Source organism: Companilactobacillus zhongbaensis (genome assembly GCF_003946515.1).
GTDB classification, from domain to species: Bacteria; Bacillota; Bacilli; order Lactobacillales; family Lactobacillaceae; genus Companilactobacillus; species Companilactobacillus zhongbaensis.
In genome coordinates this window covers 108,825-124,499 of sequence record NZ_RHOM01000007.1, presented here as the reverse complement: position 1 = coordinate 124,499, position 15,675 = coordinate 108,825, and the positions used below count along the sequence as shown (strand labels likewise).

At 38.5% G+C, this 15,675-nt stretch carries 11 protein-coding genes; 5 read left to right on the top strand and 6 right to left on the bottom strand.

All coding sequences use genetic code 11. From position 1 onward, the window contains the following. Positions 1-204: 204 nt before the first annotated feature. Both EKM69_RS05060 and lepB read right to left on the bottom strand, forming a co-directional pair. Complete coding sequence (locus EKM69_RS05060; protein ID WP_125708767.1) at positions 205-390, bottom strand: LBP_cg2779 family protein; 186 nt, start codon at positions 388-390, stop codon at positions 205-207. 55 nt (positions 391-445) lie between these two features. After that, positions 446-1,105, bottom strand: a complete 660-nt coding sequence (lepB, locus tag EKM69_RS05055; protein WP_125708765.1) for a signal peptidase I — start codon at positions 1,103-1,105, stop codon at positions 446-448. Between the two features lie 75 nt (positions 1,106-1,180). On the opposite strand from lepB, the gene EKM69_RS05050 reads away from it, so the two are divergent. From EKM69_RS05050 to EKM69_RS05040, 3 genes are read left to right on the top strand one after another with little or no spacing between them, the layout of a single operon-like run. Continuing rightward, positions 1,181-1,972 (top strand): hypothetical protein, encoded by a 792-nt coding sequence (locus tag EKM69_RS05050; RefSeq protein ID WP_225423840.1) that lies wholly within the window; start codon positions 1,181-1,183, stop codon positions 1,970-1,972. A 15-nt stretch (positions 1,973-1,987) separates the two neighbouring features. Then, a complete protein-coding gene (locus EKM69_RS05045) occupies positions 1,988-2,959 on the top strand; it encodes a single stranded DNA-binding domain-containing protein (protein ID WP_125708763.1) in 972 nt (323 codons plus the stop codon). Between the two features lie 10 nt (positions 2,960-2,969). Further along, complete coding sequence (locus EKM69_RS05040; protein ID WP_125708761.1) at positions 2,970-4,322, top strand: RsmF rRNA methyltransferase first C-terminal domain-containing protein; 1,353 nt, start codon at positions 2,970-2,972, stop codon at positions 4,320-4,322. Here EKM69_RS05040 and fni read toward each other — a convergent pair. From fni to mvk, 4 genes are read right to left on the bottom strand one after another with little or no spacing between them, the layout of a single operon-like run. Continuing rightward, positions 4,311-5,357: a type 2 isopentenyl-diphosphate Delta-isomerase gene (gene fni / locus EKM69_RS05035; protein WP_125708759.1), complete on the bottom strand. Its 1,047-nt coding sequence runs from the start codon at positions 5,355-5,357 to the stop codon at positions 4,311-4,313. The genes EKM69_RS05040 and fni overlap by 12 nt on opposite strands. Next, positions 5,350-6,429: a phosphomevalonate kinase gene (locus EKM69_RS05030; protein ID WP_125708757.1), complete on the bottom strand. Its 1,080-nt coding sequence runs from the start codon at positions 6,427-6,429 to the stop codon at positions 5,350-5,352. Before EKM69_RS05030 ends, fni begins: the two co-directional genes overlap by 8 nt. A gap of 21 nt (positions 6,430-6,450) precedes the next feature. Then, on the bottom strand, positions 6,451-7,416 hold the full coding sequence (mvaD, locus tag EKM69_RS05025; protein WP_125708755.1) for a diphosphomevalonate decarboxylase: 966 nt from the start codon (positions 7,414-7,416) through the stop codon (positions 6,451-6,453). Further along, a complete protein-coding gene (mvk, locus tag EKM69_RS05020; protein WP_125708753.1) occupies positions 7,409-8,362 on the bottom strand; it encodes a mevalonate kinase in 954 nt (317 codons plus the stop codon). The genes mvaD and mvk overlap by 8 nt, the downstream gene beginning before the upstream one ends. Positions 8,363-8,469: 107 nt before the next feature. On the opposite strand from mvk, the gene EKM69_RS05015 reads away from it, so the two are divergent. Continuing rightward, positions 8,470-11,997, top strand: coding sequence for a PD-(D/E)XK nuclease family protein (locus EKM69_RS05015; RefSeq protein WP_125708751.1), 3,528 nt, complete (start codon positions 8,470-8,472; stop codon positions 11,995-11,997). Beyond that, positions 11,981-15,673, top strand: a complete 3,693-nt coding sequence (addA, locus tag EKM69_RS05010; RefSeq protein ID WP_225423839.1) for a helicase-exonuclease AddAB subunit AddA — start codon at positions 11,981-11,983, stop codon at positions 15,671-15,673. The genes EKM69_RS05015 and addA overlap by 17 nt, the downstream gene beginning before the upstream one ends. Positions 15,674-15,675: the final 2 nt, after the last annotated feature.

Here is a 15,675-nt window from a genome sequence, read left to right as displayed (position 1 = left end):
GTTTATTTGGCTTACTTAAAATCACTAAAATAACAAGACTAAGGCATTAGTTTGGTGGTGAAAACCCTCGTCACTGAACTAATATCTTGTATTCATATTTATGAATCATTGAATTAACAACATTACTATTGACAAGACGTAGAAAAAAATGAGACTGATCAAAAAATCAGTCCCAAATCAAAAACTAAAGCTAAAATCAAAAGATCAACTGTGAAGCTTAATATACTCTAAAATCACCTTTTCCTCATCAGGAGTTGCATCATACCCACCAGACTTGAGGTTATGAACTCTTTCAACTGACAAATGGCTCTCAAAAGCAAACTGTGTGTCATTCATATTTTTATTCTTTTCGTACTCAATAATCATTTCTGAAATGTTAGGTTTATCCATATTCATGACCTCCATAAATCAATCATATCATTAAGACTAGCTTTCGGACATTTTTTTAAAAGACTGTCCATTCGTTCAGTGGCCAGTAACGCCATTTGACTTCACCAACAACTGCATCTTTCTTAATAAAACCAATTAGTCGACTATCTTTAGAAACCGTACGGTGATCTCCCATTACGAAGTAGGTGCCGGCAGGAACTTTGTTAGTCTTCTTAACCTTGTTCAAATAGCTCTTGCTGTATATCTGTTGATATTCAGGAGATTGAGCTAGCTGACTCAATGTAAAGTTATAAGTCCAACTGTATCCTTTACCCGCATATACATTAGGAGCCTTTTCTTTGACCTTATTACCGGCATCTAAGAACGACTCTTTGTAAAGTTTTCCGTTAATGTACATTTTGTTGTTTTTTGATATGATAGTATCTCCGGGCATTCCGATTACACGTTTAATGTAAAATGATCCAGCTTCGTCAGGCGCTTTTAAAATAATGACGTCGCCTCGTTGAATATTAGAATGCTTTACGGCTAGTAATTTCTGTCCGTCTTCAAATGTTGGTTGCATCGAAGGGCCAGAGACTCGCTCGTTTGCTAACGTAAATTTAAACGCTAGCATAATGACTGCATACAACACGATCGTCAGACCGATTGTTTCCAGCCAGAACTTCCACCCTGATTCTTCCTTCTCGGGGCGTTTCTTTTGTTTATTTTTTGCCATATTTCACCTCAAAGTTGTACTACCTAGAATATTACACTTTTTGGCAATTATTTGAAATAAAATGTAGTATTAGAAATGATTAATTTACTAAAAGGACTAGATATATTGGATTACGTCGATGATTTAAAAAAAATTGCGGTCCGTTTACCACAATCGCAAGTCTTTAATGCTAGAATTAAATTCATGCAACACGTGATCGAAGCTTTGGAGCATAAGGAGCTACCGAAGCATCGCTTTATTCCATTCGAACTGACTGAGCAGCAAATCACGAAATATTTAGCGAACAATGTCGATCCTGATATTGACGACTTTGATGCTGTCATCAGTGATCTGGAACAATTTGACAAGAAATTAGCTGATTTTCGGACTTTTTTGCAAGATCAGTTTGGTTACTGGGCTACTATTACCGAAGAGCTGATGGGGGAATGGGCTAATTTATTCCCTCAGGAAACGTATTTGGAATTAATGGCTGGCAATGGATACATTTCTAAAGGCTTTATTGATCAAGGGATCAGTGCTATTTGTACAGATGATTTGAGCTGGTCAAACGAAAGTCCAACAGGAAATGAACAACTGACGAAAGTACAGCAATTTGATGCACTTTCCGCCATCGATCATTTCAGTGATCAAGTAACATCAGTAGTATTAGCTTGGAGCCCTGACAAAAATGAGATCGACACGCAGATCTTAGACAAGATCCGACAAACAGATCTCAATTTTTTTGTGATCGGTGAGCCTTTTGGGGCAACTAATAGTCACAAATTTTGGGACAGTGTTGAGTATGTGGCCGATCCACGGATCGATAAGTTAAATGAGAAATATCCGCAGTACGATCTGGTCAATGATAAAATATTTTTAATTAAATAAATAATAGGTGAAACCATGAAAAAAGTTATTTCCAGCATTATTATCTTTTTTGTAGTGCTGTTAGCAGCTGTGGCCATTTCTCGAAACGATTCGGTCAAGTACAACAACAACATGAATCGTTTAGGTATGAGTGAAAGTGCCACTGTTTTGAAGACTAGTTCAAAACAAAATTTGACCAATGCGGTCAAAAAGTTAAGCAAAGCTGATCTGGTAAATTATCAGATTATCTTTTTTGACAAAAATAACAGCAATTTTGGTTATTTATATAGCAATCATACTTTGCATAAATTACCAACGGTCAATGGCCGTTACTTCTCACAATCTGATTTTAAGTCGGAGATTCCATTTGCTGTCCGAGGGCAACAATCTGATATTCCGAGCTATAAACCACAGAGTCAACAATACATTAAAACTGGCAAACGATACGTTTCAGTCATCGGAACGATTGGCTTCAATAATGCCAAGATTTTAAACGAGCAAACTTTGGTCTCGATTTCACCGGTTCAAAACAATTTGAAGGTTCAGTTAAATGATGTTGTTCCTGTCATAGATGGAGCAGTTTTGTCATCAAAGACCGATTTAGCAAAGCTTAAGAAGACTCTTAAGGTCAGTTCCACCCACAAATACAGTCCTCAAACGGATGACTTCAGCGCCATTCAAACTAATTCTAGTGGCAATATGTACATTATTTCGTTGTTGTTGACATTTATCGTGGCCATCGCAGTCGAGATATACATCTTGTTGCCACTGAGATTCGACGTTAAGAAAACTAAATTGACAGGTGACTTGAAAAACAACTATCGTAATGGTCTCTTGATCCGTTACTTACTGTTTACGATGATTCCTTACTTAGCGGCCTTTTTGTGGACCAAGTGGAAGATCGTTATCATTAGTCATCAAACTTTCAATTTGTATTTGATCCTTTCGATCATTGCTGCAATCGTAGTCGGGATCTACCAAATTTATTTTGTGAAAAAAACGGAGTGACGAAACGTCTATGAGTGTCAAATTAAGTCAAGAATTTAAAAATAAATATCAAAAGTTGCTAGGCGATAGGGCTGAACAGCTTTTTGCTGCCATGGAAGGAAAGAGTTTTGATTCCTTCCGTCTAAATCCGTTAAAAGCTAATTATCAAAATGTGGCTGTTGACACTAGTCAACCGATCGAATATTCAGACATTGGCTTTTACGGTGATATTGATGGCAATAGTATCGATCATCTATCAGGATATTTATATTCGCAAGAACCTAGCGCCATGTACGTGTCAGAATTAGTCGATCCTCAATCCAATGAGACGGTTTTGGATCTTTGTGCTGCTCCAGGGAGTAAGAGTACTTATTTAGCCTCAAAAATGGGCTCACAAGGACTTTTAGTTAGTAACGAGATAAATTACAAGCGTGCAAAAGTTTTGTCCTCAAACATCGAAAGAACGGGAATTACAAACACTGTCGTCACGAACAACTCACCACAAGACTTCGAAAAACCGTTTGCCGGCTTTTTTGATAAGATCTTGGTCGATGCACCTTGCTCTGGCGAAGGCATGTTTCGTAAAGACCCCGAATCAGTAAAATATTGGTCTCAAGAGTACGTCGAACAATGTGCCAATCGTCAAAAGCACATCTTAGACTCGGCATACCAATTATTGAAACCCGGTGGGACGCTCGTTTATTCAACTTGTACCTTTGCTCCCGAAGAAAACGAGCAAAACATTGATTACTTCTTGAATAAATATCCCGATGTGAAATTGCAAGATGTCAAAAAATATCCTGGAATGGAAGACGGCAAGCCGGAGTGGGGTAATGACAACCCCGAATTGATCAAGACTTTACGGATGTTCCCAGATCGATTCAAGGGTGAAGGCCACTTTATGTGCAAAATGGTCAAAACTGGTGAACCTGAAAAGCTACGTGTTCGTACATTCAATGACGGCATCAAAAAAGCTGACCTCATCTTGATCGAGAAATTTGCCAAGGCTAATTTAACTAGCATTCCAACAGATAACTTGTTCAAATTAAATGATTTTTTGTACCAAGCTGCTAGTTTTGATGCTCGTTTTAAAAAATTGCATATTTTACGAAATGGCTTAAAACTCGGAGAATTCAAAAAAAATAGATTGGAGCCAGATATCGCGATGATATTGGCAATCCAACCTAGTAAATTGAAAGCTACTTATGAGCTGTCAGATGAACAGTTTAAGAAATATTTGCACGGTGAAGCTTTAATGCTTCAAGAGACTCCTGACTTCGATAACAAGTGGATCGGTTTGACTTACCACGATAAATTATTTAGTTGGGGTCGATATAGTAATAGACAAATAAAAAACGTCTATCCCAAGGGATTAAGACGTTAAATCAATTTTGCGTTGTTTCGCGTAATTTATTAAGTCCTGATCATAAACGATCGGGGCTTTTTTGATATCAGAAATATTTTTCGCACCAATTGCTGCCATTAAGATCTTTAGTTGCAAGGTCATTAATTCGAAGAAAATTTTTGTTTCTTCTAGAGAATACTTTTGCAAATGGTGTAGGGCCAGGCCAGAAATACCAACAGAATTAGCTCCCATTGCTAGTGCTTTGATAATATCAAAGGCTTCTTTGATACCACCTGAAGCTAAAATGTTAACTCCAGAAATAGCTTTTGCTTCGATCAGAGATTCAACGGTCGATAAGGAAAGCTGATCTAAATAAGTAAAATCTAGTTCATGATTTCTGGCGCTTTCGATTTCAGCAAAGTCAGTTCCGCCGAAACCGGAAATGTCGATGTTTTTAACACCGAGGTCTTTCAATTTTTGAATAGTCTCTTTAGTCATGCCAAAGCCTACTTCTTTAACGATGACCGGAACAGATAATTGTTCGACGATTGATTTAATGTTGTCAGCCCAGAAGTATTCACGATCTCCTTCAGGCATGGCAAGTTCTTGTAAGACATTGAGATGGATCTGCAAGGCGTCAGCATTGATCAGGTCAACCGCTGCTTGGGCTTGCTTAGCGTTGGCTTTTCCTGACAAATTGGCGATGACGATTCCCTCTGGATTGTTCTTTCGCAAAACTGTAAAACTATCTTTCGTCTCAGGGATCCGGAAATAAACGCCCATGGAACCGCTAGAAACCGGCACGTTCAATGCTTTCGCAAGTGTTGCTAACTCTCCATTGAAACGAGCTGATTGCTTAGAACCGCCTGTGATGGCATTAAAATAAAACGGATAGGAAACTTTATGCCCTAAAAAATCCGTTGAGAGATCGATTTGATCAGTTTTTAATTCAGGTAACGCTTCATGCAGCATACGGACCTGATCAAAACCAGCAAATGATTCTGCATTGTAAAATTTCTCAGCTAAAAATAAATGTTCAACTTTACGTTGAATTTGTTCATCCTGTTTAGGCATGATCGATTATTTCTCCGATTTTTAGTTTGAGGGGAGTGATACCAGCTTTTTCCCATTCATTTTTGAGATGTTTTAAATTAAGATCTTTATTACTAATGACGATACCGCAGTCACCACCACCGGCACCGGAAGTTTTAGCAGCACCACCGAGTTTTTCGGCGATATCACAAAGTTTAGTCAATAATTTAGTTTCAATATGAACATCACTGAATCTAGCGAGGTCAGTCAAAACTTTTCGATAGTCACTGATCATCTTTTTGATCATGTCGGCGTCACTGTCTCTGAAGCCTTTGATCAATTGTTCAACACTGTGACGGCTAGATTTTAGGAAATGTTGATATTTTTCAACTTTTTGTGCTTTAGTCAAAGCGATTCGATCCACTAAGATCGAGGTCGAAGCAGGGGATCCTGTCCAACCAACGACCATTTCTAATTCTTTGGGTAAATGAAGTGGTTCGATTTTTAGATTAGGCCAGTTAAGCTTGAGTAATTTCTTCAAACTGTGATTTCGGACCATGTTGAAGACCCAGTTACGATCTGGCGATTTGTAAGCTATGATTCCGCCAAATGCACTAGCTGCGATATCACCGAGACTTCCGTTTCCTTGAACTGATAAATGGGCGATCGAGGCTAGTTTATAGACATCCATCTTTGATAAATCGAGGTCATAAAAGGAGCCTAGTGCTTTAACAACTGCGACTGTTACAGCTGCTGAGCTACCTAGACCAAATTTTTTACCATCATCGGAATCAAGTTCGCTAGTTACAAGCAAATCGTAGTAAGCTAACTTTTTGTGGTTCTCAATGGCGTATCTTTCGACAAATTTAATTGCTGTCAAAATGTAAGCTAGCTGGCTTTCAGTGTCATCAAAAACTAATTCAGTTCCTTGACGATTCCAATGGATAAGTTGTTTATTTAAATTCTTTGATTGAATCGTTCCGCTACCTTTAGCTTTAGTTACGGTAACTTTTACGTATTGATCAACGGATGCGATCACAGCAGGGAAGCCAGTTTCAACAACGGCGTATTCTCCTGCCAAATATAATTTTCCAGGTGCAATTCCAGTGGACAAAATATCATACCTTCCCAAATATCAGATGTATTGTATACCTTTTCCAATATGTGCTTCAAACGTTGAAACATTCTTGATTTGGTTCGTTATGTAATCATTAACATAATTAACAGAATTATTACTACAAATTATTTTAACATTGGGACCAGCATCAATGGTAACATACGCGAACATTCCTTGTTGACGTAAATGCTTGACAGCTTGAATGATTTCAATCGTTTCAGGAGCAAAATAAGTAAAAGGTGGCTCGGCAGAAAGTGTTAAAGCATGCATTGATAAAGCATTGTGTTCTGCTATTTCGCCAATTTTGGTTAAATCTTTTTGAGCAATTGCTTGCTTAATGTCTTGTATCTCTGAAGCCACTAGTGTACTCCAATTTGGATAAAATGGGGAGGTTTTTACTGATAATTCCATTCCCTTAGTAGACGAGATTGATTTTTTTTGTTTGGAAATCACAACGGAGAGTATGACTAAATCGATATCAGGATTTTCATCGATCGGTTCAGCAAATGACGTTTCGTTTGAATTGCCGGCGTGCCATTCGACAAAGCCACCGAAAATCGAGCGGCTAGCTGAGCCGGAACCATTTCTTGCTAAAATCGATAGTTCTTTACGCGACAAACCGAGATTTAAGCATTCATTGATCGATCCGGCTAAAGCAGCGAAGCCGGATGCTGATGAAGCAAATCCAGCTGAAATCGGCACATGATTGATTGACTCGATCTTGAAATGTTCTTTTAGATCATACATCTGACGAACAGTATCTAAGTATTTCCGCGTCCTGGAAGCAGCTGTGTCATCGAGGATCACATCGTCTAACGAGATAATATCGACGTCACTGTCAATAACACTAGCAGTAGTATCCGTGTAAAATTTATCCAGTGTTAGTGAAAGACTATTAGTTTGGGGTAATTTTAATTGTTGATCTTTCTTTCCCCAATATTTGATCAACGCAATGTTCGTATAAGCACGTGTAATCCTAGTCAATATTTGCTCCCTCATTTTCATATATAGATAAAGGTTGGATCCAAGTTTGTGCAGCCCCTTGTTTGAGTAAGGCTTTTTGAATCATTCGGGCACTAGTCAAATTCTTGGCGACAGAAATAATACAGCCACCACGACCACCACCAGTGATCTTACTACCTAAAGCACCAGCGTTGTTAGCTGCCTCGATCAATTGATCGACTTTGGGGATCGATAAGTTCAATTTAGTCAAAATACCATTAGCTTTTGAAAAAACATTTCCTAATTTGTGTAAGTTGTTAGCTTTAATAGCAGCAATAGCATCTTCAGTGCAAGCACCAAGGTCTGCTAATTCCTTTCCGACAACGACATTGTCTTTATCGAATAACTCGCGAACATCCCTGACAGTTTGCTTAGTTTTCCCTTTAACGCCAGAATCTCCGATCACGATAAAACCATCAGACTCAAAAGAAAAATGTTGGAACGACGAGCCTTGACTGTACTTGATCGGATAGTCAGAAATCACAGTTTGAGCATCTAAGCCACTAGCCTTACCATGAGTAACAGTTTCCGATTTGTTGATGTGTTCTAATAGTTTTTCATCGTTTAATGGTTGCTTAAAGAAATCGAAAAAAGCTCTAGTTAAAGCTGCGCCGATGGCAGCTGATGAACCTAAACCTCGTTCGATCGGTAGACCACTATCGATAAAAATTGAATAGTTGATATTTTGCTGATTCATTTCTTGGTCGAGAATATCGATCAAATACTTCACGCCAGACAGCGATTCTGGCAGATCAACGATCTCGCCGACAAAATAATTCGAAGAGAGCGTCTTTTTTTCACTTTCCTTGATACGGATGATCACCGGGATACTTACTAGGGGTAGGGCAATAGCAGGATATCCATAAACTACAGCGTGTTCCCCCATCATGATCATCTTCCCATGACTTTTTCCAATACCATTGATCACGGCATTCACCTCAGTTTCTCTAAGATTATATTTTATACATACTTGAAACTTATTTCCACTTTATAAAGATTGAACTATGATAGAATTTTTTTATTAGGAGAGTGAACATGACACTAAACTTCATATTAGGTAAAAATCAATTTGATCATCATGCAGAAATGATGAAATTATTTAAGGCCGATTTTGAAAAAGATGCCGATGGTGAATTTTTCTTTATCGTTCCTAACCATATTAAATTCGAATCCGAAATCAAAATGCTCGATGACTTTGGTAAGATCCAAGGTCACCCCGATTTAGTAGCCTCTAGTCGTGTCCAGTGTTTTTCACTTTCACGTTTAGCTTGGTATTTCTTAAGAGGTAGCGACGTTTTCAACACGGAGACTTTGACTGATACCAAGTCAGCCATGATCATTCGCAACATCATCGCAAAGAATCATCCTGATTTGAAAATTCTCGGTGGGATGGCCGATAAAACAGGTTTCGTCCAACAATTAACATCTCAATTCACTGAATTTCAAAATGGCCAAGTTTCGCCTGACGATGTTGAACAAGTTATGAAGGACAACTCAAGCAATTTATTCACGGGAAAGATCGATGAAATAAATTTGATCTATCGCGATTACTGTGAAGAGATCAAACGATTTGCTACTAACAATTTCAAGCTGGATCAACTAGCTAGTTTTTTTGACGAAAAGATCAAGACAAAACATTACTATTTTTATGTTGAAGGATTCTCAACTTTCACTGCTTCGGAATTGCAAGTAATTAAATCTATTTTAGTTAACTGTGGTAGTTTGAACATTTCTTTTAACTTGGATCAGCCAGCAATTAAACCAGTCGAAAAAACTAGTTTCTACGCACGACCAGCTGGGACTTATTATCAATTGTTCGAACTAGCAGGGGACAACCACGTCGCCTTTCACAATATCTTTGCCCAAACGCCACGCGTTTCGGAGGATATTGCTAAGCTCGAAAATTATTGGATCGATTCTACCCAAGGCAACAAGATCGAACACCAAACCTTTGAAACACAAAACTCCGTCCAAATTTGGAAGAGCACAAATAAACAGGCAGAGCTTTCTGCAGCTAGTACTTACATCCGCCAGTTGGTGGCTAATCAAGGATATCGCTACAAAGATTTCTTAATTTTAGCTCGTGATTTGAATCAATACAGTTCATTCACAGAGGCCTTCATGGATGAGAACAAGATCCCTTATTTCATTGACCTTCAAAGAAAAATGTCAGATCATCCCTTCAAGAAATTGATTGACTTGCTATTTGATCTTTATAACAAGGGACTTCAAAGTGAAGATGCAATCGCTTTGTTACGAACTGAGTTACTTTTGCCAGCGGAGTATCAAGATGCTGACATCTCCCAATTTAGAGAAGCAGTCGATCTGATCGAGAATTATGTTTTGGCTAATGGATCAACGAAACGTGATTGGGTCGGTGATGATTTTGAAGCGAATGCAACGTTGGATGAAAAAGTCGACCAAAAGTTGATCCGAGATTATCAGTCGATAAATAAAATCAGAGCTTTTATCAAGCAAATTTATTTAGAACTTGATGGATATTTGAAGAAATCTCACACAGCCATACAAGTAGCTGGCTTTTTATATCAATTTTTAGAGGATCACGGAGTTTTTCAACAACTAGTCAACTGGCAAGAGCTAGCCGTTGAACAGGAAGACTTAACTAGTGCTGACCAACCAGAGCAAGTGGTAGACAAGTTCAATACCATCTTGGATGAATATGTCAGTGTCTTTGGTGAGGCTAAATTTGACGGTCAAGAATTCATCGAGATCATCGATGCGGCCTTTGACACGGCCCAATATTCACAGATTCCATCGACACTAGATGCCGTTAACATTTCTGAAATCGGAATGGTCCAACCAAACAACCGAAAAATCACAATCATCTTGGGAGCTACTGTTAACAATATGCCTGGGACCTCCGTTTCCAACGGGATCATCGCCGATGAGGAACGACAATTGATTTCGGAAAACTTAGAGGATGGCAAATATTTGAATGCTTCCGATGAGGTGATGAATAATTCTGAACCTTATTTGCATGACCTAACATTCACGACACCATCGCAACGGCTGATTTTTACGTATCCGAACTATACTGAAGATAATAAAAAGCAAGATCTCTCTAGCTATGTCGTGCGGATAGCTCAACATTTTGACATTGTTGAACAAGATATTTTATTGAACCCCTCACCGAATGAAGCAAAAGAAAATGAGATCTTACGTTATATTGGATCAGCTGAGTCGAGTTTGAACTACTTGATCCGCGTTTCTCGGGCTGCACTCGACAATAAGAGTGAGTTGTCAAGACAGTGGAAGTACGTCCAAAAGAAGTTATTACAAGATGATCAAACTGATTCCCAGTTTGCTTTGAGTTCCTTGAAGTATCAAAATATTCCGACAGACCTTGATCCTACTACGGTTGAAAAACTGTATGGGGATGACATCAAAGTATCGATCTCACGTTTAGAAACTTTTTATCAAAACGAGTACGAATATTTCTTAAAATACGGCCTACGTTTGCAACCGAGAAAGATCTTCGAGATCACACCCGCTCAGACAGGCTCACTTTATCACGCAGTCCTTGATGGTTTCGTTAAGTTGATCAACGATAATAAGGTCAATATTAGAGACCTCAATGAGCAACAACTAACCGATTTCGTCAAAGATATTTTTGACCAACAAGTGAAGCTTCCTGAAAATAAAGTGTTCACCTCATCGGAAAGAATGGGCTATATCTCGCAAAAAGCTCAAGGTACCTTGTTGCAACTAGCAAAAATGATCCAAAAACAACTTTCGAGAAATAGTTTCAATCCCAAAGCAACTGAAGTCGCCTTTGGAAAGATGAACGACACGAAACAGGATCTCCCAGGCTTAGACTATGAGATCTCCGGCGGACACAAGATCAAAGTTCGTGGAAAGATCGATCGGATCGATGAGATGAAATTAAGCGATGCTGATTACTTAGCTGTGATTGATTATAAGTCTAGTGGTCGCAAGTTTGATTTTGATGCTTTTTATAATGGGATAACTATGCAAATGCCAACATATTTGGAAAACTTGGTCAGCAATAAAAATATGTTTTCATCGGATTCTGACGTTAAAATCGCAGGTGCTTTTTACGAACACATTCAAAATCCAAAGATCCAATTGAAAAAAGGTATCGATGTCGAAAAAGAATTACTTAAGAAGTTTAAACTGGACGGTCTGATTGTTGATGACGACGAACTATTAGACAACTTAGATTTATTGATGGGCAACAATTCCTTGATCTTGCCATTGAAGCAATCTAAGGCTAAGGGGATTTATATTGATCCTAAACACGCCATTTCTGAAGACGACTTGTTCAAGATTCTTAATTACAATCGACACTTGATCAAGCAAGCCGGTGAGAAGATCTATTCTGGAAAACTACAGATCAATCCTTATCGTGATAGCAATAATCAAACTGGTCTGCAGTATAGCGACTATCGTCCGATCCTACAGTTTGATGCCATGCTACCGGAAAATGAATACCACGAGATCATCAACCACGGTAAAGAAGCTAAGAAAGAAGTATTAAAACGAATTCAAATGATTTTAGAGGAAAATGAAGCCAATGCCTAAGTGGACAGAAAACCAACAAAAAGCAATATTTCATCATGGACATGATATTTTAGTTTCTGCTGCAGCAGGATCAGGTAAGACTACTATTTTGATCGAGCGGATCATCGAATTGATCAAAAACGGTGAAAACGTCGATAACTTGTTAGTGGCTACTTTTACGGATACCGCCGCTAAAGAAATGAAAGACCGCTTGATCAGCCGGATCAAAGAATTAGTGGCTAGCGGACAACTTGATGATGAGCAGCAGCAACACATGCAATCACAAATTTTTAAAGTACCAGTCGCAAACATCAGCACCTTGCATGCATTTTGCCTAAGTGTCATCAAAAAATACTATTATGTGATCGACTTGGACCCAAATTTTCGTTTATTGAGTGATGATACCGAACGTACTTTGCTACAAGAACAAGCTTTTGATAATGTCCGCAACAAGTATTACGAAAAAGCTGACATCGATTTTTTCAATTTGACAGAAAACTTTTCCAATGACAAGACTGATGACGGTTTAGCTGATACGATCTATCGCCTGTACAATTTTGCTGTGACTAACGAAAATACTGACCAGTGGTTGAATCAGTTGGCCGCTAACTATCAAATTGAAGATAACCTGGTGGATTCAGATTTTTACCAACAGAAAGTCAAAAAACAGTTATTGAACAATTTGAACAACATGATCAAGGAAATGGAAAGTCTAGCTGAGATCTCGGCAAACGATTTGTTAAGCCAAAATTATGTGGTAGTCTTCAACAGTGCTATTGCTAAAATCAAAGCTATTCAAGATGCGGTCATTAATAACGAGCCTTTCGACGACATTCGTGAAATGGTCGCAAACTTTAAGTTTGACCGCGTCAAATCCGTTTCTAAAGAAGTTAAGGCTATGGCGGACGATGAGACGATCGTTACTTCAGTCAAGGATCAGCGTAAAAAGCTCAAAGAGCAAATGGATGAAAAGATCTATGAAGGATACTTTATCCAAAATGAAGCAGACACCATCAAGACCATCCACAATGCGCAAAAATTAGTCACTAAATTAGTCGAAGTCGAGCAAGCTTTCATCAAAGAATTTGCTCGCTTGAAAGATCAAGGTCATACCTTGGATTTCAACGACTTGGAGCACAAAGCTATTGAGATTTTCAATACGGAAGTCGACGATCAAAAAGTTGCCCTCGACTTTTATCAAAATCGATTCCACGAGATCATGATCGATGAATATCAAGATGTGAATCCGATGCAAGAGCAAATTATTCAAACTTTATCTAATGAGAATAACCACATGTTTATGGTGGGGGATATCAAGCAGTCGATCTATGGCTTTAGACAAGCTGCTCCGTACATCTTTACTGAAAAGTACCAACGTTTCCAACAAGATGACAATCCTGATGAATTGATCCAGTTGTCAAAGAACTTCCGTTCCTCAGTGGCCGTTGATGATTTTGTCAATGCCATCTTTAGACGTATATTAGATCGAAAGATCGGTGATATCGATTACGACAGAAGTGTCCAATTGATACCAGGAACCAATTTCCCAGAAGATGTCGATTCGACTAATGAAGTTTACATCCTCACACCAGAAGAACTCGATAAGTCTGAGAAAGAGGAAGAAAAAGCTAAAATTGAGCTCTTAGAAGATATCCCGGTCGTCGATAAAAGGGTCGACAAGATCGAATTTGCTGCTAAACGGATCAAGAAATTGATGGCGAATAATTTCCAAGTTTACGATGCTAAGAAAGGCGTTTATCGAGATTTGAAATATTCAGACATCGCCATTTTGATGCGGAATAAAAACAGTAATACTGATTTGATCTCGTATTTTGCCAACGAAGAAATTCCCGTCATGGTAACGGATGCTCAAAACTATTTCCAGACGACCGAACTACAAATAATCATGTCAATGCTCAACATCATCGATAATCCTCGGCAAGATGTACCGTTGGTGGCAGTATTGCGTTCACCGATCGTCGGTTTGAACGAGCAAGAATTAGCTTTGATCAGATTGACCAATAAGTCAGTCGATTTTTATTCAGCGATTCAAGAATTCATCCAGCAACCAGACTCTGATCAAGCTTTGGTCAAGAAAATGATTTCTTTCATAGAACGTTTAGAAGGCTATCGGGACTTTTCCAACAAAAATAGCTTAGTCAAACTCATTTGGAAAGTTTATCAAGAGACCGGTATATTAGAATACGTGGCAGGGATGCCTGGTGGTAAGCAAAGAACCGCTAACTTACACGCTTTGTATCAAAGAGCCAATACTTATGAAAAAAACAATTTCATGGGTCTCCACAAATTCATCAGTTTCATCAAGCGGATGCAAGATATGGATCGAGATCTTGCACAACCGAATAGTATCGAAACTACCGATGACAGTGTCAAAGTAATGACCATCCATGCCAGCAAAGGTTTGGAATTTCCTGTCGTCATCTTGTTAAACATTGATGATAAGTTCAACAACAAAGATTATATTGCTGATACTTTGTACGATGTTCATGAGGGTGTGGGAATCAGTGTGCTTGACCAAATAACTCGTGCTAATGCTCGCACGATCCAACGAACTCTGATCAGTAATGATAAGAAAATCTCGACCACTTCAGAAGAAATGCGTCTCCTTTACGTTGCCTTAACACGGGCAAAACAAAAACTCATCTTGATCGGATATGACAAAGATCCCCGTAAATCGATCAACAACTGGGAATATGTCAGAAAAGATGAGCACGGCGTGATCAATGAAGGCTTCAGACTAGGAGCTCAAAATTATCAAAACTTAGTCGGGATGAGCATTATTTCAGATGATCAAACGAAAAATGATTTGGATCTGGAACATTTTACGAATGCTGACAGTCAAATGCAGTTGAGCATTGTAAATACTAATGATCTCAAACAAATTGAAGTCACCAACAAAGCTGTGACTGACAATAAAAATGTCGATATCAGTGACCGATTCAAACAAACGGTCGATAATATTTTGGACTTTCAATATCCTCACGAAGACGCCGTCAAAACTACAGCCTATCAATCAGTATCGGAGATAAAGAGTTTGTTCTCTGATCCTGATGATGAGCAAATGGCACCTGCAGAGATCATTTCACGAGGACGCTACACCCAAAAGCAATTCAAGCGGCCACAATTTTTAGCTCAAGAGAAGAAAGTCTCGGCCACTGATATCGGTTCAGCGACTCACTTAGTCTTGCAAAAAATAGCTTTAGATAAAACTCCAGGTGAAGCGGAATTCACCGAATTACTCGAACAACTGGTCAATACTAAAGTACTCGACGAGCAAGTGGCTAAAAAAATCGATCTAGCAAGCTTAGTCAATTTTTACCAAAGTGACCTCGGACAAGCCATCATCAAAAATGCCGATCACGTCTTACGAGAATATCCATTCTCGATCTTGGCACCCGCCGAAAAACTATTCAAATCTGCAAAAGATGTTGATACTAGTGATGACAAGATCTTAGTTCATGGTATTATTGACGGAGTGATTGAATTAGACGATGAAATAAAAATTTTTGATTATAAAACAGATAATGTTAATTCCAATAATATTGATGAGAAGATCAATGATTATTCTGGACAACTGAACTTGTATGCCAAAGCAATTTCAATTATCAAAAATAAACCAGTGACAGGGAAATATCTTTATTTCCTCAAGATCAATCAAATTGAGAAATTAGATTAGTG

Excerpts from the sequence above, each read along its gene's own strand:
- EKM69_RS05060 (WP_125708767.1), bottom strand. The coding sequence starts at position 390 with ATGGATAAACCTAACATTTCAGAAATGATTATTGAGTACGAAAAGAAT.
- lepB (WP_125708765.1), bottom strand. The coding sequence starts at position 1,105 with ATGGCAAAAAATAAACAAAAGAAACGCCCCGAGAAGGAAGAATCAGGG.
- EKM69_RS05050 (WP_225423840.1), top strand. The coding sequence starts at position 1,181 with ATGATTAATTTACTAAAAGGACTAGATATATTGGATTACGTCGATGAT.
- EKM69_RS05045 (WP_125708763.1), top strand. The coding sequence starts at position 1,988 with ATGAAAAAAGTTATTTCCAGCATTATTATCTTTTTTGTAGTGCTGTTA.
- EKM69_RS05040 (WP_125708761.1), top strand. The coding sequence starts at position 2,970 with ATGAGTGTCAAATTAAGTCAAGAATTTAAAAATAAATATCAAAAGTTG.
- fni (WP_125708759.1), bottom strand. The coding sequence starts at position 5,357 with ATGCCTAAACAGGATGAACAAATTCAACGTAAAGTTGAACATTTATTT.
- EKM69_RS05015 (WP_125708751.1), top strand. The coding sequence starts at position 8,470 with ATGACACTAAACTTCATATTAGGTAAAAATCAATTTGATCATCATGCA.
- addA (WP_225423839.1), top strand. The coding sequence starts at position 11,981 with ATGAAGCCAATGCCTAAGTGGACAGAAAACCAACAAAAAGCAATATTT.